Source organism: Pseudoalteromonas spongiae UST010723-006, assembly GCF_000238255.3.
GTDB lineage: Bacteria > Pseudomonadota > Gammaproteobacteria > Enterobacterales > Alteromonadaceae > Pseudoalteromonas > Pseudoalteromonas spongiae.
Genome location: NZ_CP011040.1, coordinates 898,100 through 919,708 on the forward strand (window position 1 = coordinate 898,100; position 21,609 = coordinate 919,708).

Genomic DNA, 21,609 nt, shown 5'->3' on the forward strand with positions numbered 1-21,609 from the left:
TTTATTATTTTCGCCTAATTTAGTTATGCCATTATCTTACCGCCTGCAATCCATCGCCAATACAATCAAAAATCCGTATCACCATATTTGGGATACATGTTGTGATCACGGTTACTTAGGCATGTCTTTACTTTCGACTTACCCATCTAGCACCATACACTTTGTTGATATTTCTGCGCACATTATGAAAGGCGTTGAAAATGGGCTAAGTACGCAGCCTGACTCTCAGCAGTTGCCTTATAAAAATTGGCAGTGCCATACAATAAGTGTTAACGAGATCCCACTTGATCAATACCAAGGTTGTCACCTAATAATTATTGCGGGCGTGGGCGGTGATTTAGCAACGGAATTTATTCAACAATTAACGGCGCGCTTTGGTGATGTAGCGCTCGAATTTATCATTTGCCCAGTGCATCATACGTTTATACTTCGCCAGCAATTAATTGCATTAAACTACTCATTAATAGATGAATCGCTTATTTCTGAAAACAAACGGTTTTACGAAATTATTCACGTAACACGCAATAAGCGCCAAGGTGTAGCAATATCTCCTATTGGCGACAAGCTATGGCATAGCGCTGAACAATGCCAAAAAGCGCAGTACCTCATGCGCTTAATAAAGCACTATCAAAACGTAAGCCGAAACAATAAAGAAGCACTTGTCGCGTTACATGCGTATCAAGCGTTAGCAAATAAACTTAAATGCAATTAATCGATTAAATTAGCGCGTACGTATATAAACCCGTTTACCTGTTAAGTACAATGCGGGTAAATTTATTCCTTAGGTTTAACATGGCTAAGAAAATTCAATACACATATAACCAGCAGCAAAAGTTAATTAACTTCTCACAAGACAAATATAATTCAATGTTTGAGGCAATCGCCGCAGCAGAAGGATTTGATATTGCGGAGTATTCCAAAATGGAGCATCAAGTAACGTTGTACGCAAAAGACAAAGCGGCAATTCGTAACTTTAGAGATGAATACTTTCGAAAGCTGGGTGTCACTAACATCACATTTATTAAAGAGTAATTATGAATACACTCATCGTTTGCGCCATTATTGCCGCCTTACTTCCCTATTTAGCAAAAGCACCTGTCGCAATTGCAATGAACAAGCTCGATGGCTATGACAATCGCCATCCACGCGCACAACAAAGTAAGCTTACCGGATTTGGTGCACGCGCATTGGCCGCACATCAGAATAGCTTTGAGTCATTACTGATTTTTACTATTGCATTGGTAGTTGTTTTTGCCTCTAACACCATCACGGCTACAACTGAAACGCTGGCAATTATTTATTTGATTGCACGGGTTTTATACTGTGTGTGTTACTACGTAAATTGGCATGTATTGCGCTCAAGCGTATGGCTTATAGGCCTAGTTTGTCCAATTGCAATGATGGTTGTGAGTATTCAACCTAGCTAACAAAGTGAGATAAAGTAAGCTCAGATTTTTGAGTAGTTTTATCGGCGAACGCGATATCAGATTAACAATTTCCCAAACTGATATCGCGTAAATAAGCGAATGCTAATTGCGATTATTCACCCAGTTTTACACCGGCGTCGTCCAATAATTTCAAGAATGCAGGTAATACTTGTAAGTTTTCAAACGCAACTTCGTTTACTAGCTCGTTCTTTAAATTTGGTGATAGCTTAAGCGCCATATGCAAATCATCCATTGAATCACTTAAACGATTTTCTTGTGCATAGGCACATGCACGCTGCCAATAGGCATAACCATAATCTTCTTCTTCTTCAATCGCTTGATTACAAAGCGCAATTGCTTTAACTGTTTTACCTTGCTCCAACAATGCATCAGCTTTATAGGTAATTGCTTCTACATCATCAGGTTTGCGCTTTAAAATTTCATCGTAAATTTCAATTTTCGAATTAACATCACTTTCTAATGTTGCACGCATCCATAGCGAATGTACTTCATTGGTAATGGTAATTTTCCGATGGTTATTAATGATCTCTTCTGAGCGTTCTTTTAATTCACTTTCAAGTACACCTAAACGGCTTTCATACTCTTCGGTAATGCTTTTAACCCGTTCGTTAACAATGCTTTCTACTTTGTTTTTCACATCGCGCAGCGAGTTCCAACCTACCAAAATCAAAATTGTCGCGGTTGCAGTGATAATAAACATCACATTGTTTATGGTGTCATTGGTATAATCAAGCGCTCTGTCTGCTGCGCTTAATTCCGTATGGGTAATTTGTTTTGTTGTGTCTTCACGCAGCTTTTGCTGGTCTTGTCGTAACGATTTAAGCTCGTCTAATACGTAACGCTCCAAAAGCGGACGATACAGCGGTTCGTTGAGTTCTTTTATTGCCTTTTCTTGCTGTTGCTCTGTCATTGGTTTTGATTCATTTGCAAAAGCCCCAAAGCACAAAGTTGTAAAAATAAACAGTAAGATAAATTTTAATTTCATTAAGTTAGCCTTATTAATTTGAGCCACTAATATACAACAATTCAGTTATAAGCTACACCCATGTTTTAGGGTCTGTTGATCTTTTCTGTTCTATTTTTGTTCTGTTTGAGCGTGCTTTTATCGCGGCGCTCGATGTGTGGCCTAGTAATCTAAGCGAATATCGAGCAACAATGAAAAAAGTGCGCTCAAAAGAACCGTTCGGCAGCGCTTGATTGCCTTTTCTACTGTGTTATCGGCTGGCTCACATAGAATAACTATGCCACGCAGCCTCTGCCTTGTATAAAACCCAATCAAACTGCTGCAAAAACGAACTTGAAAGGTCAACAGACCCTATAACTTTCATTGCGTTTTCAATACTAATTACCCGTTTGTTTTGCTACAGTTTTGCCAATTTTTATCACCAAGGTTTAGGAACAAATATGACCATTCAACGCATGCAAACAAAACAGCGCATGAGCCGCATCGTAATTCACAATAAAACAGTCTATTTATGTGGTCAGGTATGCGCAGATGCCACTAAAGGCATTAAAGAACAAACGCAAACCATGCTCGATAAAGTGGATGAATTACTTATTGAGTCAGGTAGCAGTCGCGAACATATGTTAAGCGCAACTGTATACATTAAAGACATGCAGTATTTCAAAGAAATGAACGAAGTATGGGATGCATGGGTACCAGAAGGTCATGCACCTGCGAGAGCTTGTGTTGAAGCTGCAATGGCGCGCCCTGAGTTATTAGTGGAAGTATCTGTTATCGCGGCACAAAAAGACTAATTAAACTAAATTCCACTTATTAATAACCACAGCCACAAGGTTGTGGTTATTCATTTTTATTACGTACTATATCGCTTTGTAAACTTTTCCAGCTTCAATACCGCATCGATGGGGCTTGGTATTTTTAAAAACGACGGGTAACGTTTGTCCACATGGTTTTTGGTTATAGTGTGGTGGTAAATTTGGCCCGCATGTTTGCACATCAAAATGTAAATGTGGCCCACCCGATTGCCCAGTGTTACCACTTTTAGCAATGATTTGACCTTGTTTTACCTGCTCACCTTGTTCTACCATAGCTCCTAAATGAGTTAGGTGAAAATAACGCGCAACAGTGCCATCAGCATGCTTAATAAAGACAAAATTCTCAGCTAAATCTTTCCCGTTCCAATCTTCAAATTGCTCGCGAACGGCTACAACCTCACCCGCTCTGGCTGCAACAATTGTTGTACCGATAGGCATGTTAAAATCAACTGCATACAACCCTACTCCTCCATTACTTGCTCGGTAATGGCCTGTTGAAACTTCCACTTTATAGGATTCACCTTTTTGAAATGGCAAGATGTATTTCGATTTTGCTTGTTCGTCAAATACCGAACAGTCTACGGCTTGTTCTGCACATGCCGACAAAGATAAGGTTAAAAAAATTGCGTGTACTAATTTGTTCATTGTAATTCTCCCTTTTGACTTTATTTGTCGCAGCACACCATCAAAAAGGTTTAAACGTAATTTTCTTTTTTACACAAATAACTAATCAAGTACGCTTTTCGTCAATATTCCTTTATCTATCAGTTTTTGCAGCAGCGCTTTCGTGCGTTTTCTGCACTCATCTCGCACTAATCGCACGGCCGGGGTGATTGATTGTCTACTTGGGCAAATAAGCCACAACTCGGTACTTTTATGGGGGAATTTAGGCATTAATGTCACTGCTCTGCCCTCAATCAGGTCATCGGCAATATCTATCGCTGATTTAACGGCAAGGCCTTTGCCTTTTATACACCATCGTCTCACCAAATCTCCGTCGTTAGCCGCACGTCGACCTTTCATTTTTACTTTTATTACCTTGTCGTTATCTAAAAACTCCCAAGTGTCGTTGATGCGATCTTGTAGCTGATAAAAAAGCCCTTGATGCGCTTGTAAATCTGACGGTTTAGTTGGTTCGCCATTTTGGCTTAAATATTCGGGCGTTGCGCACAGTAGCTTTGGAATATTACAAATTTTAAAACCATATAAGTTTGTATCGTTTGGCTTGCCATAACGAAGCGCCAAATCAACTGCGTCACGATAAAAATCGATATTGCTGTCACTAATATGACTGCGCAAACTTAAATTTGGGTAACTATCAAGTAGTTCATCTAGCCAGGGTATTACAATGTTTCGCCCTAAATCGGACGATAAAGCAACGCGTAATTCGCCCTCAATGTCTTTATTATCAGCTTTAATATTTTGTTTGGCGATAGAGAGTAAATTTATCGATTCTTGGCATTGCGGTAAAAAGCGCTCACCGGCGTTTGACAGCCTCAAGTGACGGGTAGTACGAACAAACAGTTCCACACCAAGCTCGGCCTCAACACGTTTTAACGCTGCACTGGCTGTTGCCGCCTGCATATCAAGGGATACTGCCGCAGCAGAAATACTGTTAAGTTCAGCAATTTTTAAAATGAGTTTTAAATCGGCTATTAACATATTAACTAATATTTTTTGATAATGATTCAAATATTACCGTGTTTTTATTTAAATAATCAAGTTTTACAATAGGCTCAAGTTTAACAGCACCTTGTTTGTTAGGAGCAATCAATGACACACCCAATTATTACTGACCTAAATCGTCGTTATACAAGTAAACGTTACGATGCGAGTAAAAAGATTTCACAATCAGATTTAGATATCATTTTAGAAGCTATTCGCTTATCACCATCGTCAATTAACTCACAGCCTTGGAAAATTATTGTGATTAGTTCTGATGAAGCGAAACAGCGTATGCATCAAACATTTGTTAACAAGTTCCAGTTTAATCAGCCGCACATTAAGGCAGCATCTCATACGTTGCTATTCGCTTATAACCCTAAATATGCCCGCAGCGATTATGAAAAGGTGATTGATACTGATATAAAGAATGGCCGTACATTAGCTGAAAATAAAGAACAAGCATTCGGTGCGTTTGCATTTGTTGATTTAAATACGGACGAACATGGTAACAACGCACATTGGACTAAGGCGCAAACTTACATTGCACTGGGTAATACAATGCACACAGTAGCGCGTTTAGGTATTGATTCAACACCAATGGAAGGCGTTGATAAAGACATGATCAGCGAATTATTTGCCGATGAATTAAACGGTTACGTATGTGAAGTTGCGCTTGCGATTGGTTACCACGAAGAAAGCGAAGATTACAACGCCACGTTACCAAAATCACGTTTAGCAAAAGACCAAGTAATTACAATTTTGTAATCGAATAATCTTCGTAACGTTATCAATAAAAGCGCACGTTAATAAAAGTGCGCTTTTTAACTGAAAGTTCTAGCGGTAGACCATGTTATGGTCCGTTACGTATACTCCAGTTAATTGATGATACATCTAAATACACCACAATTGTGCGAAATCCTTTTATGCTAGCGTTTTCACACTTAAACAGATCTTCAATTGGTTCGGTGTTAAACGTGAGCCATGATGCAAAAATAAAAACGTAAAAGCGCTTTATTCCGCTGGTTCACATAATTCAGGGCCTAAATTCCGCGGCGCTGAAATCACCGAGTCATAATGCGCATTTTCTCGTGCCGGCGTATTAAGTACAAGCATATATACAAACCTTAAAGGCATCTCCTTTTTTACATTTTCAGGCAAAGCTTGGTAAGAACAATAAATGGCCACTTTACTAATGTTATTTTCCACTGCGTCAGCCCGTGGCTGAATCATATTTATAATGGATATCATTTGGTTATATGTGTCTAACGTAACGCCATCGAGCAAATTCATGGCCTGGTATGCGATACGTTCTAAATCGTCCCTGGTGCCATTGTTATTAGTGTCTATTCCTTCAACTGTGGCTATCGCCAACTCTCTGTCGGGTTTAGGCGGTAGCTCGACTACTTTCGCTAAATTGCCAATATTCTTAATTACCTTTTTAAGCGCTATTTCAAGTTCTTGTGGTGTCATGGGGACAACGGTAATATCTAATGAATCCGAGTTAGTTGCTCCTTCATTATCCGTTACGGTAAGTTGCAAGGTGATTTGATGTTCATTCGTTGCTTTTGGTGCACGAAATGAGACTTCTGGACTACTTGGGTTTTCAATAACAACCGCTTTGCCTGATGTTTGTGTCCATTGGTAACTCGCGATCGAGCCATCACGGTCAGAACCACTCCCACTAAGTGTGATAATTGATAGCTCTTTTACAGTTTGGTCTGGACCTGCATTAACAGAAGGCAATTTATTAATAGATTCTGTATGTAATGGTTCGTCATTATCATCTGAACTTGCTCCACACGCAGTCAAAAACCCGAGCATTGCTGTGACTGCAAGACTTTTTAAAACCTGTAGGGAAATACCAACCTTGCTTGATTTGTAAAACATATTCACTTCCTTTTGCTTTGAGCAGCTTTAAGGGTACGTCTGCCCTAGTATTACTTTCTTAAATAGCTAACGGTATAAGTGGGAACTTTGAAATTACAGTACGAACTTCTGTATCTAAATGCGTACTTATCGACTATTAAAATCACTTAACTTAATTAATCATATCGAAAAACTGAACAAAATTCGTATTTATAATTAAGAGTAAAAACACTTAAGCGTCTATTATGACGTTCATCTTAATATGCCCCATATGGCGTACAAGAATTGTCTGGCGCTGAATCCAATTATAACAAAGCAATTAAAACAGGTATGCGCTATTGGCCACTAGTTTTTTATTCTTTCAACTATTGTCAATTCATTGGTTAGGTAACGTTGCCTGTTGTTAACCCCAAACCGTATAAATAAAGTCAAAGGTATAATGTGAGCTGCGTATTGGGTTGTGCGTATTTAGTTAGTATTCACAGCGATGAAGTAAACGAAGTTATATACACTGTTTTACCAGAGCAACGCTAAATAACGTGCGACTTAAAACAACTTAATAGTTGATAACAAATCAAAAAGTTATCGCTCTAACTGTATGTTTAAGAATTGTTATCTCAATAAGCATAGGAATTTTATAATAAAATTGTTACATCCATTAACAATGAGGTGGTTGGAGGTTTGACCAGACCTAATTTTGTCATATATGGTAGCTATGATAATAAAAAAAACAAAAGGTCACCTTATGAGTCACAACTTCTCACGCCGAAATTTTTTAAAAGCCTCTATGTATGGTCTTGGCGCCGCGACAATTGCGATGTCACTTACTGGTTGTAATAGCGACGACGATAACAAGCTTGCTGAAAACGATTTTGCGATTAATTTTAATCATGGTGTTGCCAGCGGCGACCCACTTAGTGATGCAATAATCCTTTGGACACGCGTTACCCCAAGTGGCGCGCCGCAAGGGGTTAATTTAACACTGCAAATCGCTGATGACGAAAATTTTGACATTAACCGAGTGCAACAAAGCGTTGTTGCATTAGCATCAAACGACTACACAGTAAAAATTGACTTTGCAGGCCTTAACGCAGGTAGCAAGTACTATTATCGTTTTGTCACCGAAAATGAAGTATCACCAACAGGTCAATTCAAAACCCTACCACAAGGTTCGGTTGATTCAGTTAAATTTGCTGTAATGTCATGTGCAAACTACCCTGCAGGTTATTTCCACGCTTACGCAGAAGCGGCCAAGTTAACGGATATTGACGCCGTGTTACACCTTGGCGACTACATTTACGAATACGGTATGGGCGGCTATGCCACAGAAAATGCACAAGCGCTTGGCCGTGAACTAGCTGACGATAATGCGGGCGAAATTATCACCCTAGAAGACTATCGTAAACGTTACGCACTTTATCGCAGTGATACATCATTACAACAGCTTCATGCCAATAGCCCATTTATTGCGGTATGGGATGACCATGAAGTTGCCAACGATTCATTTAAAAACGGTGCAGAAAACCACAACGATGGTGAAGGTGATTTTACAGCACGTAAGCTTGCCGCATTACAAGCCTATTTTGAATGGATGCCAATTCGTCCTTACGTAAAGGGGCAAACTGAAAGTTTGTATCGCCAATTTGAATATGGTGATCTGGTATCGCTTTATATGCTAGATACCCGCCATGAAAGTCGCGCAAAACCGTTAGATTATGCAAACTACATTGATCCAGTAACCGGTCAAATTGATAGTAACCGCTTTATCTTAGATTTAATCGAACCAACACAAAAGCTAATTGGTACTGACCAATTAATTTGGCTGCAAGATGGCATGATTAACTCAAACGCAACATGGCAAGTGCTTGGCCAGCAAGTATTAATGAACCGTATGCATATTCCAGCTGAGTTACTTGCTGAACTGGCTAACCCAAGTGCACAAACAGCACAAACACTAACAGAGCTTGCGCAAATTAAAGGTCGATTGCTGGCAGGCGATCCAACCCTAACAGAAATGGAAAAAGCCCGCGTTACCACTTTGGCACCATACAATCTAGATGCATGGGATGGCTACCCAGTTGAACGCGAGTTAATTTTACAAACGGCCAATGAATTTAATAAGAATTTAATTGCGCTTGCGGGTGATACTCACAATGCGTGGGGTGGACAGCTAAAAGACGGGAAAGGTAATGTGTGTGGCTATGAGTTTGCAACAAGCTCTGTAACCTCGCCAGGACTTGAATACTACCTACAATTACCGGAGCAAATGGCATTACAATTTGCGGAAGCGCTTAAATTGTTAGTTGACGACCTTGAATATGCCAATATTCATCAGCGTGGTTTTATGACAGTAACATTTACCGCTGAAAAAGCGCATAGCGAATGGCATTTACTATCAAGCGTACATCAAAGTGACTATCAAATGAGTTCACAAATGACTGAAGTGCTCGCTAAATAGTTAGTGATTAAGTTCATTTATAAATTCATCATTTAACGTTGTTAGGCGATTAAGTTGTTGTAACAATGCAGCTTTATCGCCTTTTTCAACGTTGCAACACAATAGGTTGTGTAACTCCAACTGTAACCCCTCAAAACGCGTGATAAGGGATGACAGTTCGTCATTTTGCTCAACATTCATAGTATCAACATGATTGTTATCACCTAATAACATGGTTAATTCTTCACGGCTTAATTGCATATTCATCTTAGTTTTCCTAAAACGCTTTGTATTTACACACTTTCAAAAGAAAAATTAGCAGGTTAAAAGTTAACCTTAAATGAACTTGCTTATTGCAATTGCGATTTAGGTGTAAAAGGCGAAATTAGCGAGGCTATTTGCGATTTTGAAATTACCGGAAAATCTTCTCGTGTTTGATAGCGGCGGTAAAGCGACGTAAAAATACCTGAGCGAGATAATCTATCGAGCGATTGCAAAAACTGTTTAGCTTGCTGTTCACTCGCATATTGCTCGTTTTCACGACAGCACATTTGATACTGCTTGATTAGTGACGCTAAATCGGGTTTGTCTTGCGCTTTCAACTGAGATTCAGCTTCAATAAAAAACGCAACACCGGTCCAATAAACCCGCTGATACGCATTACGTTGCCACATATTTTCACTTACGTTATTTAATTGGCCTTTATTTTGTTTAGTATTAAGTTTACCGCGCTGTAATCCCGCACTGATGCGGTGGATAAATTCATCACGACTGATCAGTTGATTGTGCAACATAACGCGATTTTGTAAGTAAGTCGCCAATCCCTCGGCAAGCCAAAAATCTTTGTAATCAAATAGCGGATGATAAAGATGAGAGAGTTCATGATACAAGGTCCAATCACGTTTTAAGCTTGTAAGCGAAGCAAAACGATAAAAGTGAAGCTCAACCGTATCAAAAACGCTTCTATGAATACGCGCCCAGGGGACGGGTTCGGTGGAAACGTAACGGGGATTTAAATCAAAGTAGTAATGCGATTGCCTCGGTAAACCCAACACACGCTTATTGGCATTAATGCCAAACTTTAACCACGTTTTTACCTTTGTTTGGTGAGACACTGAAAGTGATGACAAATTTTTATACGTCACCTCTATATCTGAGTTATGGAGCGTGACAGTTTCTGCGCTGTGTGCACTAAAGGCAAAAATGCATAAAACCGCTTTGTATAAGGTTATGGTTCGCGTAAATTTACAGTTTTCTGCTCTCATCAACATTAATTTTGGCCTGAATAAAGTCGGCATGGGTAACATACATTAGACCGGCGATTTTACGAATAACATGATCTTCTTGCCCATCAATTTGACCATCAGCAAATGCCACTTGCCATAGCAGCTCTATAATCTCAATGCGTTCAATATCGCTAGTATGTTCGTTCACTACGTTAACAAACGAATATAGATCAATGGCTTGTTCGACCAATTGCTTTGCTTTTGTTAATAAGCGGCTTGCAGCGTCCAGCTCTAAACCACAATAATGAATCAATGTATTTTGAATATTTTCTAATTCTTCAGTGAGCACTTTGCCATCTGCACGCATCACCTCTACAAGTAAAGCCGCCAAGCCCGTTTCAAAGTCGATTGCAGCGCGCTCTACCGAGGTGTCGTTAAATTTAGATAGTAAAGATTTTAAATGAGCTATCACTGTACATACTCCTAAACCAGTTTTATAAAGCGAAATTACAAACACTAAAACACATTATGTGTTTTGACACTTAATATTGAAAAAAGTTATCCCATAAATTATCTAATTGCGTTTTGGCATCTTTAAGAGGCAACGCGGTATACCCGTCTTTTTGTTTTGAAACGAGTTTAAAACGTTCTAATTTAGCTAATGCATCGCTAATTTCAAAATCTAAGGTACATTGGTAATTATATTCAAACCAGCTTTCAATTGCGCTGTCTAATTCGTCTGCGGTTTGCCAGCGTTTAGTAAAAAGCTATATGCGATAATCGCTTCTTTGCAGTCCTCTTCTTCTGCCGCGTCGACTAGTGTATGAAATACACCTGCATTGTTGTCTAAGTTTTTAAAATAAAGGTTATCTGATAACGCTTTCATAAACTTAATTTTTCGATTTTTAAATTTAGTCCATTCTTTAAAAATAAAGCTGCCAAATACTCCTAAACCAAGTCCAAGACTGATTAAATGTTGCTGACTAAACTCCACGCCTTCACTTCGTAATCCTAACCAATACGATAACAGCGCAACCAGTAAAATAATCGATGCGCCCAATTTGGTTACCAAGACAACGGCGCCGCCAACAGCGGCTGATGCACTGATGATCACTTTATCTATGGGCCTCATGCGTACTTCGCTATTAGGAAACAACATTTCTAAATCAGCCTTTGGTACGTTTTGAAACAGCTTAATAATGGTTGAACCAGGCTCAAATCCTAACGGCGTTTTTTTTGCGTGTTGAAAGTATGCTTCATCTTTAAAACGGATAAACACCGCAACTCGCTCATAATTGGTAAAACGAATAGCTTGTTTTTTTAGCCCTAACCAAGTGCGTAATGTTTCGTCTTTTTGCGAGGCGCCGCGGCGGTAAAAAACCACTTCAGCAAAATCGTCAAACGCCACCTCAAGCCTTACTTTAAACAGTGACTCTTCGCTTAACGCGTCTTTTAAATCTTGGTCGGTGATCCGCTCAAAATTCGCCGCGTTTAGAATATCGCTAAAGGCCTGCGCGAAACGTTTTTGGCACGTGTGCTTGTCGTTTTCAGATAAAGGCGCTAAAGAACGCGTATCTGCGTTCGGGTCAAACGGCGCATAATTATCTTTCAATAATTCCAAACGTTTATGGTATGCAAAATGAATAATGCTAGAAAAGAGTTCTGCAAACTCGTTAAATGATGTGCGTTTTTCAGTTGGTAGCAGTGTTTGACACATGCTCACAACATCAGACTTACGAAACGGTATATAACGCTCTAATGACATGGTTTTAGATAGCTAGATTGGTATGGTTTAGACTTTACCCGTTAACGCGCAGTAAACCAATTGCCAAAGCACAAAAAAAAGGCCCTTAAAACTCGGGCCTTTTATAAACACAGCACTATTACGCAAATGCTTTATTGTTTTTCTTTTACCACAGCAACAAGTAATGCGGGTAAGAATGTCAACGTAAGTATTGTAGAAACCAAAATACCACTCATTACAATTACACCTACTCCGCGGTAAAGCTCTGTGCCATCCCCAGGGATTAACACAAGCGGCGCTAGACCAAACAAGGTAGTAGCAGTAGACATAAGAATTGGCATTAAGCGTTTTTCGAGTGCTTGTTCAACCGCTTGCTTTACACTTAACCCCTGTTCAATAACAAAACGGCGGGTTTGATCAACAATAAGAATTGGATTGTTAACCACGGTGCCAAGCAAAATTAAAAAGCCTAACATGGTGATCATATCAAACGGTTGGTGATAACTACTTAAACCAATACTGCCTAACACGCTATTTAATCCATTCACAAGCACAAGACCTAATAAGCCGCCCGCCATGCCTAATGGTACTGTTGCCAAAATAAATAACGGATAGCGCCAATGTGTAAATATAGCTACCAATAACAAGTAGCTCAGTGCCAAGGCAATAATAAAGTTACTTGAAAGCGCCTCTTTCGTTGCTTCTAATTGGTCAGCTGCGCCACTAATATTCACTTTTATGCCTTGTGCTATTTTACCTTGCTGCCAAAGGGCTGGTAACAATTCATTGCGAACAAATTGTTCCGCTGTTTCTAACGCAACATCTCGCGGCGGAATAATGTACACAGTCACAGTACGATTACCATCAACACGACGAATTGAGTTACTGTTATTTGAATTAGTTAAATCAGCCAAAGCGTGAAGCGGTAAAATATTACCCGAAGGCGTTACTATTGGAGAGCTGGCAAGCTCCGCCATATTTTGGCGATTGCCAGCACCGCTAAACAAAAACATGTCAATTTTGTCATCGTTTAGAATAAACTCGTCTACATAGGCACCATCGCTCATTGCTGCAATTGCATAGCCAAAGTCACTGTTATTAATACCTAGTTCGGCTAAGCGCTGCCAACGCGGTTTAATTTCAACTAGCGGCTGCTCAAGCGTTAACGAGCCGGGATCTGAGTTTATTTGTGGCTTATCAAACACCACATTGGCTTGCTCATAAACTGCTTCTGCCGCGCCGTATAAATCAATAATATTACTGCCAGCAATATCCACAGCAACTGCACGCGTACCGCCATCATTACTTGATATAATTGAACCGCGCGAACTAAATGCACGCATATTTGGATAAGAGCGGAACTTATCGGTTACCGCTTCCATCATTTGATTGATATGGTCTGGATTTACCGGTGCGCTTAAAAACCAAATACGCCCCACCGATACCGACATCGAGTAATAATCAAGCGGTGGCATCGTCTCTTTACCGGCAATAAAATCGGCGCTATCGGCGTGAATATATCCATCAAAATATTCCCGTAATTCTTTACCGATTTTTTGCATTTCAGATAAGTTGTAACTTGGCGGCGCAATCATCATAGAAAACGCTTTTGGTTCTTCTCCTTCAGGCAAATATTCTGCCGCTGGCATAAACCAAAGTGCACTACCCAAAATACCTACGGCGAAAACGGCAACAGCAATACGCGCGCGTTTTGTTGATTTACTCAACCACGCTGCTGGTTTTAGCCACTTGTTTGACAGTTGCAGCTGCTTACCTTCACTGAGTTCTTGTTTTTTACCTATATTGGCAATAGCCGTAGGGACAATAAATATCGCAACCAACATAGACGCAATAATGGCACCTGAAATCGCGATAGCGATATCAGAATAAAGCTGACCGGCTTCTTGTTGCACAAATAAAATTGGCGCAAAGACCATGACAGTAGTTGCTGTTGATGCAAGTACTGCTGGCCATACTTCTTTTACCCCGTTAATTGCGGCGTCGCGTTTACTGGTGCCATTAACCTTTGCTTGCACAATCGCCTCTAGCACTACAATGGTGTTATCCACCGTCATACCAATTGCGAATGCCACACCAGCAAGAGAAATAACATTAATGGTGCGGCCAAATAAACTCAGCGCTAAAAACGCAGCGATGGTGCAAAGTGGAATACCAATAATACCCACCAAAGTGGCGCGACCTGAACGCAAGAAAAAATACATGACTAAGGTTGCAAGTAAGCCACCTAACGCCAAGTTTACCCAAACATTTTTTAATGAGCTACGCACGTATTTCACATCGTCGCTCATCAATTTTAACTCTAGGCCATTTTGACTCAACAGTTGTTGATTGAGCTCAGCGACAATCGGTAACATCGCATCTTTAATTGCTAGTACGTTAGAGCCACTTTCACGGCGTACCGATAAACTTAATGTACGTTCGCCATCGGAAAAAGACGTACCACGTGTTTCAAAATGGTCAAGCGTTACGCTAGCCACTTCTTTAAGAAGAATATTTGCACCATTTTTACGTGCAATAATCAGGTTTTCTAACTCGTTTAAGCTTTCAAAGCGCGATACTACACGCAGCAAATAACGGCTTGTGCCTGATTCAATATCACCCGCTGAGGCATCTTTGTTACGGCTACGAATTGCGGTTCTTAATTCTGGTAAACTAATCCCGCGTTGTGCTAATCGGTGTGCGTTCACTTTAATTTGAATTTGCCTTTGCGCACCGCCGCCCACTCGCACTTCTGAAACACCCGAGACACTTTCCATGCGCGGTCGCACATAGTCTTCAGCAAAGTCGCGTAGCAAATCGACATCTAACTCAAGTGGGTTACCCGCCAGAGGTTTAAGCGTAAAATACATAAACGCATTGCCAGAAAACGAGCTCGAAAACAGTCGCGGTTGGTCAACGTTTTCAGGATATGCTGGAACTTGACTTAGCGCGTTGTTAACTCGAATAAGTGCATCGTTGGCATCTACACCAAATGGAAACTCTAATTCAATGCTAGCAGAGCCCATTTCGCTGTAAGACACCATACGTGACAGGTTCGCAAGGCCGCGTAAATAGCGTTCTTGTTCAATAATGATTTCTTTTTCTACATCCTGTGGTGTCGCACCAGGCCAACCGGTTTGCACAGTAATAGTTCTGACTTCAAGATCGGGGATCATTTGCACCGGAATGTTAAGCGCGGTTACTAATCCCAATATGCTGGTGATCAGTACACAAACCGCAACTAACGTGCCGCGTTTTACTGCCGCTGTGATCATTGCGCACTTCCCTTAACTGAGCTTACCGTTACTTTTAAACCATCGCTAAGCGCTTCAACACCACTCATTACAAACGCATGATTACTCGGTGCATTTGTGACGGCAATGCGTTCTGCTTGCTCTGCGATCACATTAACGATATGACGTTTAGCTACATTGTTGGTCACAGAAAACACACTGAATCCACCATCTGGATGGTGCTTTAATGCCGTTTTTGGCAGCCAGAGTTTTTCTTGTGCTGATTGCTGGAGTGCTATTGTTGCCGTTGCTGAAATACCCGGAATCAGTGCGATTGATTTATCAATATCAATAAATACTTTAAAGGTACGTGATAATTCACTTGTTGCACCAACGACATTAGAGATACTGGCTTTAAATTGGCTTGCGTGTTGTAAATCTGGTGTGATGTTCGCAACTAAATTCGTTTGCTTAAAATTGGCGTAATATTCTTGTGGAATTTCAAGTTCAAGTCGTAATTTGTCGTTTGCAACTAACGAAAAAACAGTGGCTTGTGGCGTTACCCATTCACCCACCTCCGCAAAGCGATTAACAATAACACCTGAAAATGGCGCATGAAGCGTATGTCGATTTACAATTTCTTTTCGCTCAGCAAGCAACGCCTTAGCTTGAGACAGAGAAGCTAACGCTTTTGCACGTGTTGCTTTACGCTCAGCAATTAATGTTTTTGCAACCACCTGTTGCTTTGACAGTTTAATTACTTCTTGGTACAAACGCTCCGCTTCTTGATAGGCTATTTCGCTTGCCTCTAAGCTTGCTAACGCTTGCTGATACTGGGCTTTTGCAATACTGCTGTTTAATTCAAGTAATGTATCACCAGCGCTTACGTGGTCGCCCGCCTCTACAAATAGCTTTGCTACAACACCTTGTTGCAATACAGTTACTTTGGCATCTTGCTTTGATTTAATCGTGCCCGACAGCGACAGTTGCTCTGCGAATTGATTTACTTGGGGGTAAATTAAATCAACGGCAATTTCCTTTGCTGTTAGCAACGAAGTGTTAAAAGATAAAACAATAAAGGCTAAGGCTAACCTTACGCGCACGACACACATAGCTATCTCACTTTATATTAATGATAATTATTTCTATTTATTCTAAACATCTACGCATAAAAACACACCCGTTTGCGACTAAATACACAATTTTACGTGTGAATGTATTATGTTTGTTCAGAATTTATACGTTTTAATTGAGTATTTGAAAAGAATACAAACACTACAACCACTTACCTTTGGCTAAATGGCAAAAATCTTATGCAACAATAGACAGTAGCGAGCAACACGCTTTAGTATTAAAAGCCATACAGTTACAAACAGTGCCAACTATGACCATAAAACTAAACCAACACGATAAACAACAGTGCATCAGTAAACTACAAGATTACTTTGATAAAGAACTTGATGTTGAACTAGGTCAATTTGATGCAGATTTTCTATTGGACTTTATTGCAAAGGAACTAGGAGCCGCCTTTTACAACCAAGGTATTTACGATGCACAAGCGTTATTGCAAAGTAAAATTGATACCCTAAATGACGGTTTTAGCGAACTTGAAAAGCCTATTCGTTAATTAAATTCATATGCAATTGTTGCGAGAAAAAATTACAATTCTATTCAAATTCAATTGTTAAACTTACTATGATCATTTCAAACCACCAGCACGATATTAAAACTGCAACAGGTGTTATGCGCACTTATCGTTATTCTCCTGTTGAATCTGGTAGCTACCCTTGCATCATTTTTTATTCCGAGATTTTTCAACAAACTGCGCCAATAGCGCGTTCTGCAGCCATTTTAGCGAGCCATGGGTTTCATGTTTTAGTGCCTGAGGTATTTCACGAGTTAAACCCAATCGGTACCGTACTTGCCTACGATGACGCGGGTAAAGATAAAGGTAATCAAGATAAATGGAATAAACCGCTTGAATCGCATGATAGTGATACAGTTGCTTTAATTGAATTTGCTAAAGCATTACCCAATTGCACTGGTAATGTTGGCGCAATGGGCGTATGTATTGGCGGCCACCTTGCCTATCGCGCAGCGTTAAATCCTAATATTAAAGCGGCATTTTGTTTGTATGCGACAGATATTCATAGTGATACGTTGCCAGCAACAGAAGGTAATAATTCGCTAGAACGGATGTCAGATATTAAAGGTGAAATTCACTTTATCTTTGGCAAGCAAGACCCACATGTTCCAGTGGATGGACGTATAAAAATTTATCAAGCCTGCCAACAAACTGGTATTAATTTTCAGTGGCAAGAAGTTAACGCGCAACACGCGTTTATGCGCGACGAAGGCGAACGTTACGACGCTGCACTTGCAATACAAATGTATCAACAAGCCGCTGCACTATTTCAGCGTAAATTAGTGTAATTATTAACAAGGTTAGATTAATGTAGTAATCAGGTTTACATTGCTACATTATTAACCTTACTTTAACCTTTTCTTACAGACCCTTACACTTTTAGACGAAGACTTACATAAGTAATATTTACCACGTTAAATTCTAGGCCTACACTCCTGCTACGTACTAATAGCAGGAACGCTAATTGTGAATACTTTAGTCTCTGTGACATCACAAAAAACAAATAATGCAGTAATAAAATGGAATTTATACTACATAATCGCAATCATCGCTGTCTGTCTTATTGTTAATGTCAGCATTCGCTTAGATTATTATTTCTTACAAGGTATTCCTGAACTTTCGTTTACCGAAACCTTGCAGGGCTTAGCACTTGTTTGTATCAATCTGTGCTTTTACAAAATGATAAAGGCGCCAAACGTTGGTGCCGGTAGCTTACTTGTATTTGGCTTTTTTACCGCCCTGTTAATACGAGAATGTGACTTTTGGTTTGATAAAATTACCCATGGTTTTTGGTTTTACCCTGCCATGTTTACAACGCTTGTTACGTTAGTTTTGTTTTCAAAGCGAGGAAAAAGCGGCTTTACCGAGTTTGTTAACTTGCTGCGAGTACCGGCCATGAACAAGGTAATCGTAGGCGTTATTGTATTGATTATTTTTAGCCGTATTTTTGGTACTGGTAGCTTTTGGCGCGATGTTGTAAGCCAAGACGCCTTTGTTGTAAAAACCATTATTCAAGAAGGTTTAGAGCTACTTTGCTACTGTTTTATTACTATTGGTGCTTGGGAAACTCGGCAACAAGTTAACATCCTGAACAATAACGAATGTGGTGCGCTTTAACGCACCACTTTTAGTTTAAAAGCTAAAATCTATACCTGCGAAAATGCTTCTACCCACCTCGGCATATCCATAATCGAATGCGTCTGAGCTTAGCATAAATTTACGTCATCATTTCCAGAACGGTGTACATTAGCCACGACTACGTCTTGTAAGCTGGTTGTAATATCTGTTGCTGGGATCTTGATGATCTCTTCAAAATCAATAACACTCACCGAGGCTGGTGCATTAAGTAATGTTTGTTCACCTTGCGTTGCTGTCTCCACAATTACATCATTAATTTGAGCGTCGTCTGCATATACGTAATTACTTACAAGTAATGTACTGACAAATGCTGCAAGCTTACTTAACCTCATCGTTTATTATCTTCCTGTTTGTTAATAAATAAGTCAGTCCATCAGCCAATTCATTACGCCAAACATAAGAATCGTGCCCCCCTGAGAACTCGTGGTACTTTACCGTATAGCCTTTTGCGTTGAGTACATCACGCAAATGGCGATTACTTTCCAGAATATCGATTGTGAAATAGCCTGTTTCAAATACTCCTGCATTCATGTAAATCGACAGTTTTTTGTAGTTATCGCGAGCGATTTTACGCGTTAGCCACTGCGGTTCTGTTTGCTCTTTACTCCCTTCTCGTGGCGACCACCAAAATGAGCCTGATTGACTTAACACATTGCCAAATACGTCTGGGAATTGCATTGCAACATACATTGACGCAAGTCCACCGAAACTAGAGCCCGATAAAACCGTGTTGTGTGCACTTGGTGATAATCCATTTTTTGCTAGCCAAGGCATAAGTTCATTCGCCATAAACCATGCAAAATCTCTATTTGGTGGCAGCTCCTGGCCTCTGGTTTTTCTGGATACATTGCTTACAAATACCGCATTAACAGGTGGGATTTTTTTGTCGTTTACTAAGTTGGTTAGCGTATTGGGTACTTTTAGTTTTGACTGATAATTTTTTCCGTCGAAAAACAAAATTGTTGGTGATATTGGTGTTGCATCTTTATGTTTATATACGACGATATCGCGAGTGTTGTTTAGACGAACACTCTCGATAGTGTGCTGCGTCAAGCTGTAAAAACTTTCTGAAACATCGCGTAAATACGGCGAATGTTTTGTATCTTTTAATGTTAAAATTGAATGTGTTGTGTATTTATCGGTACCATCAAATTGCCATGTTTTCGGGTTGAGCGGGTCTTGTTGTTTCGTGGCCATTATGGCAATTCGCGATGCGCGAGGTTGATTAGGTACATGCGGCACATCTGGTGCTAATTGATATGAAATCAAACTGTCTGTTGGTAAACGATACGTTTTAAACCAAATATCAGTGCCTTTTATTTTTTCTAAATCTTGATGACTGCCAAAAGGCGCGCCAAATAGTCGTACATTATGACGCGCGCCGCGCCACAAAAATGTTACAAGCGCATCAGTTTGTTCATATTCAATTAAAGGTGTACCCTCTTTGGCAACGTTTTGCCAAAATTCATCTACTATCTTGACCTTGTTATTACTTTTTAGCCTTGTTATTAACGATTGCATAGTGGGACTAAGTAACGTTTCGTTATCTGACACAGCAGGTTGTGAAATTGGCTCAGAGAGATTAATCGTCGCTAAATTTTTATTAGCGCTGGTTACGCGTACTTTAAAGTGCTGGTCCGCTTGTGCTAATAAATACAGTTTAAAGGTGTTCTGCTGCTTAGCTAACACCCGCACTAAACGTTCATTTTCGTCAATTAACTCTGCTTTAATAAAAGGCTTTGAAAACGAAAACTCTCCGGTTATATATTGGTCTTTTTTAAGTTTAATTGAATGAAAAAATTCGTGAGACTTACCAACGGTGCTGGCGAAACACGCCCCAGCTGACAATAGAAAATATAAACAAACACCAAAACGAAACATTATTAAATCCATGTAATGAGAGTGATTTGCATTATCACTCATATAGGGTGGGTTTTCAATATTTTTAACGCGATATTAGGCAGTTATGAAATTTTAGGCTGTTAAACTTTCTAGAATAAGAAAGTTTAACATGTAAAGGTATAGCGAAAACGTGCCGCTACTGTGTTAAATAGCAGCCTTTAAAGGATTGCGTACAAGACAAAGTTTCTATTGTCGAATGTGTGATAGAAAACTGTTGAGCTAACATGTCTTTGATTGACTGCAAATCATCATTACTCAGCGTAATGCTGGCCTCAAGATGAAGGGTCGTATCGTCCAACTGCCACACGTGCAAATGTTCGACTGCAGTCACATTATCTTGTTTTAGGATTGCTGAATACACACTATCAACATCGACATCAGCATACGTACCTTGCATTAAGATAATAACGCTTTGCTTCGCATAATCAGCGCCATGGTAAAGCACATACACAGAAATTAATATGGTGGCGATTAAATCGATTACATACCATTGATATAAAATAATTAATGTGCCTGAAATGATTACAACAAGTGACGCTAAAGCATCTGATAAATTATGAATAAACGCCGCTTTTAAATTTAAATTATCCTTTGCGCCTGCTTTGTATGTAAGCCACGCAGTTGCGACATCAATCACCAACGCAATTGCCGCGATGTAAACAACAATCCAGCCATCAACTGGCGACGGATTTAAAAATTGACTAAACGCTTCAAAAATTAGGTAACAGCCAACTAAAATTAAAATTGTGCTATTGACCAAAGCGCCAAGGATCTCAGCGCGTTTATAGCCAAATGACATTACGCTAGTGGCGGGTTTTCTTGCGATTCGCCGCGCAATAATTGCAATTACAATGGCTCCTGCGTCACTTAAATTGTGGAGTGCATCCGCAACAAGCGCCATACTACCAGACAAAATACCACCAATAATCTGCGCTACAGTCAGCAATACATTAATCACAACGGCAAGTGATAATTTGTTATCGCCGCTATGATGATGGTGATGATGTGAATGTGACATCCGATTTC

Annotated in this window: 21 protein-coding genes and 1 pseudogene; 9 read left to right on the forward strand and 13 right to left on the reverse strand. The window is 39.9% G+C overall.

All coding sequences use genetic code 11. The features are described from left to right. Positions 1 to 25 precede the first annotated feature (25 nt). From PSPO_RS18290 to PSPO_RS18300, 3 genes are all read left to right on the forward strand, one after another. Entirely contained in the window at positions 26 to 712 is a 687-nt protein-coding gene (locus PSPO_RS18290; protein WP_040642573.1) for a tRNA (adenine(22)-N(1))-methyltransferase, read from the forward strand. Positions 713 to 792: 80 nt separating this feature from the next. After that, complete coding sequence (locus PSPO_RS18295) at positions 793 to 1,032, forward strand: DUF2960 family protein (RefSeq protein WP_010559091.1); 240 nt, start codon at positions 793 to 795, stop codon at positions 1,030 to 1,032. A gap of 2 nt (positions 1,033 to 1,034) precedes the next feature. Next, on the forward strand, positions 1,035 to 1,427 hold the full coding sequence (locus tag PSPO_RS18300; protein ID WP_010559090.1) for an MAPEG family protein: 393 nt from the start codon (positions 1,035 to 1,037) through the stop codon (positions 1,425 to 1,427). 112 nt (positions 1,428 to 1,539) lie between these two features. On the opposite strand, the gene PSPO_RS18305 is transcribed toward PSPO_RS18300, so the two are convergent. Further along, the gene (locus PSPO_RS18305) at positions 1,540 to 2,433 is read right to left on the reverse strand and encodes a tetratricopeptide repeat protein (protein WP_010559089.1); all 894 of its coding nucleotides are present in this window, start codon (positions 2,431 to 2,433) and stop codon (positions 1,540 to 1,542) included. Between the two features lie 419 nt (positions 2,434 to 2,852). Here PSPO_RS18305 and PSPO_RS18310 point away from each other — a divergent pair, with 419 nt between their 5' ends. Further along, on the forward strand, positions 2,853 to 3,206 hold the full coding sequence (locus PSPO_RS18310) for a RidA family protein (protein WP_010559088.1): 354 nt from the start codon (positions 2,853 to 2,855) through the stop codon (positions 3,204 to 3,206). Positions 3,207 to 3,272: 66 nt separating this feature from the next. On the opposite strand, the gene PSPO_RS18315 is transcribed toward PSPO_RS18310, so the two are convergent. Together PSPO_RS18315 and PSPO_RS18320 are read right to left on the reverse strand one after the other, a co-directional pair. Continuing rightward, positions 3,273 to 3,872 (reverse strand): M23 family metallopeptidase, encoded by a 600-nt coding sequence (locus tag PSPO_RS18315; protein WP_010559087.1) that lies wholly within the window; start codon positions 3,870 to 3,872, stop codon positions 3,273 to 3,275. 81 nt (positions 3,873 to 3,953) lie between these two features. Beyond that, a complete protein-coding gene (locus tag PSPO_RS18320) occupies positions 3,954 to 4,889 on the reverse strand; it encodes a LysR family transcriptional regulator (protein ID WP_010559086.1) in 936 nt (311 codons plus the stop codon). Positions 4,890 to 5,000: 111 nt separating this feature from the next. Here PSPO_RS18320 and PSPO_RS18325 point away from each other — a divergent pair, with 111 nt between their 5' ends. Then, positions 5,001 to 5,657, forward strand: a complete 657-nt coding sequence (locus PSPO_RS18325; RefSeq protein WP_010559085.1) for a nitroreductase family protein — start codon at positions 5,001 to 5,003, stop codon at positions 5,655 to 5,657. Between the two features lie 246 nt (positions 5,658 to 5,903). Here the strand turns inward: PSPO_RS18325 and PSPO_RS18330 are convergent, their stop codons facing one another. Next, positions 5,904 to 6,779, reverse strand: coding sequence for a PKD domain-containing protein (locus PSPO_RS18330; protein WP_010559084.1), 876 nt, complete (start codon positions 6,777 to 6,779; stop codon positions 5,904 to 5,906). A 724-nt stretch (positions 6,780 to 7,503) separates the two neighbouring features. Here PSPO_RS18330 and PSPO_RS18335 point away from each other — a divergent pair. Beyond that, entirely contained in the window at positions 7,504 to 9,216 is a 1,713-nt protein-coding gene (locus PSPO_RS18335) for an alkaline phosphatase D family protein (protein WP_021033079.1), read from the forward strand. Here PSPO_RS18335 and PSPO_RS18340 read toward each other — a convergent pair whose 3' ends face one another. The 6 genes and pseudogenes from PSPO_RS18340 to PSPO_RS18365 form a co-directional block, all read right to left on the reverse strand. Next, entirely contained in the window at positions 9,217 to 9,462 is a 246-nt protein-coding gene (locus PSPO_RS18340) for a hypothetical protein (RefSeq protein WP_010559082.1), read from the reverse strand. Between the two features lie 83 nt (positions 9,463 to 9,545). After that, the gene (locus PSPO_RS18345) at positions 9,546 to 10,340 is read right to left on the reverse strand and encodes a M61 family metallopeptidase (protein ID WP_158523465.1); all 795 of its coding nucleotides are present in this window, start codon (positions 10,338 to 10,340) and stop codon (positions 9,546 to 9,548) included. Positions 10,341 to 10,440: 100 nt separating this feature from the next. Beyond that, positions 10,441 to 10,893: a tellurite resistance TerB family protein gene (locus tag PSPO_RS18350; RefSeq protein WP_010559080.1), complete on the reverse strand. Its 453-nt coding sequence runs from the start codon at positions 10,891 to 10,893 to the stop codon at positions 10,441 to 10,443. A gap of 70 nt (positions 10,894 to 10,963) precedes the next feature. Further along, positions 10,964 to 12,186 (reverse strand): annotated as a pseudogene (locus PSPO_RS18355) (TMEM143 family protein). Positions 12,187 to 12,317: 131 nt separating this feature from the next. Next, positions 12,318 to 15,440 (reverse strand): efflux RND transporter permease subunit, encoded by a 3,123-nt coding sequence (locus PSPO_RS18360; protein ID WP_010559078.1) that lies wholly within the window; start codon positions 15,438 to 15,440, stop codon positions 12,318 to 12,320. Beyond that, complete coding sequence (locus PSPO_RS18365; protein WP_010559077.1) at positions 15,437 to 16,510, reverse strand: efflux RND transporter periplasmic adaptor subunit; 1,074 nt, start codon at positions 16,508 to 16,510, stop codon at positions 15,437 to 15,439. The genes PSPO_RS18360 and PSPO_RS18365 overlap by 4 nt, the downstream gene beginning before the upstream one ends. A 272-nt stretch (positions 16,511 to 16,782) precedes the next feature. Between PSPO_RS18365 and PSPO_RS18370 the strand changes: the two genes are divergently transcribed. From PSPO_RS18370 to PSPO_RS18380, 3 genes are all read left to right on the forward strand, one after another. Beyond that, complete coding sequence (locus PSPO_RS18370; RefSeq protein ID WP_040642641.1) at positions 16,783 to 17,025, forward strand: DUF2164 domain-containing protein; 243 nt, start codon at positions 16,783 to 16,785, stop codon at positions 17,023 to 17,025. 68 nt (positions 17,026 to 17,093) lie between these two features. Then, positions 17,094 to 17,831 (forward strand): dienelactone hydrolase family protein, encoded by a 738-nt coding sequence (locus PSPO_RS18375; RefSeq protein ID WP_010559075.1) that lies wholly within the window; start codon positions 17,094 to 17,096, stop codon positions 17,829 to 17,831. A gap of 178 nt (positions 17,832 to 18,009) precedes the next feature. Next, positions 18,010 to 18,660 carry a hypothetical protein gene (locus tag PSPO_RS18380; RefSeq protein ID WP_010559074.1) on the forward strand — a complete coding sequence of 217 codons (651 nt, stop codon included), beginning with the start codon at positions 18,010 to 18,012 and terminating at the stop codon, positions 18,658 to 18,660. 89 nt (positions 18,661 to 18,749) lie between these two features. Here PSPO_RS18380 and PSPO_RS18385 read toward each other — a convergent pair whose 3' ends face one another. From PSPO_RS18385 to PSPO_RS18395, 3 genes are all read right to left on the reverse strand, one after another. Then, the gene (locus PSPO_RS18385) at positions 18,750 to 19,013 is read right to left on the reverse strand and encodes an outer membrane receptor (protein ID WP_010559073.1); all 264 of its coding nucleotides are present in this window, start codon (positions 19,011 to 19,013) and stop codon (positions 18,750 to 18,752) included. After that, positions 19,000 to 20,562: an alpha/beta hydrolase-fold protein gene (locus tag PSPO_RS18390; RefSeq protein WP_010559072.1), complete on the reverse strand. Its 1,563-nt coding sequence runs from the start codon at positions 20,560 to 20,562 to the stop codon at positions 19,000 to 19,002. Before PSPO_RS18390 ends, PSPO_RS18385 begins: the two co-directional genes overlap by 14 nt. Before the next feature lie 157 nt (positions 20,563 to 20,719). Further along, complete coding sequence (locus PSPO_RS18395; protein ID WP_010559071.1) at positions 20,720 to 21,601, reverse strand: cation diffusion facilitator family transporter; 882 nt, start codon at positions 21,599 to 21,601, stop codon at positions 20,720 to 20,722. Positions 21,602 to 21,609: the final 8 nt, after the last annotated feature.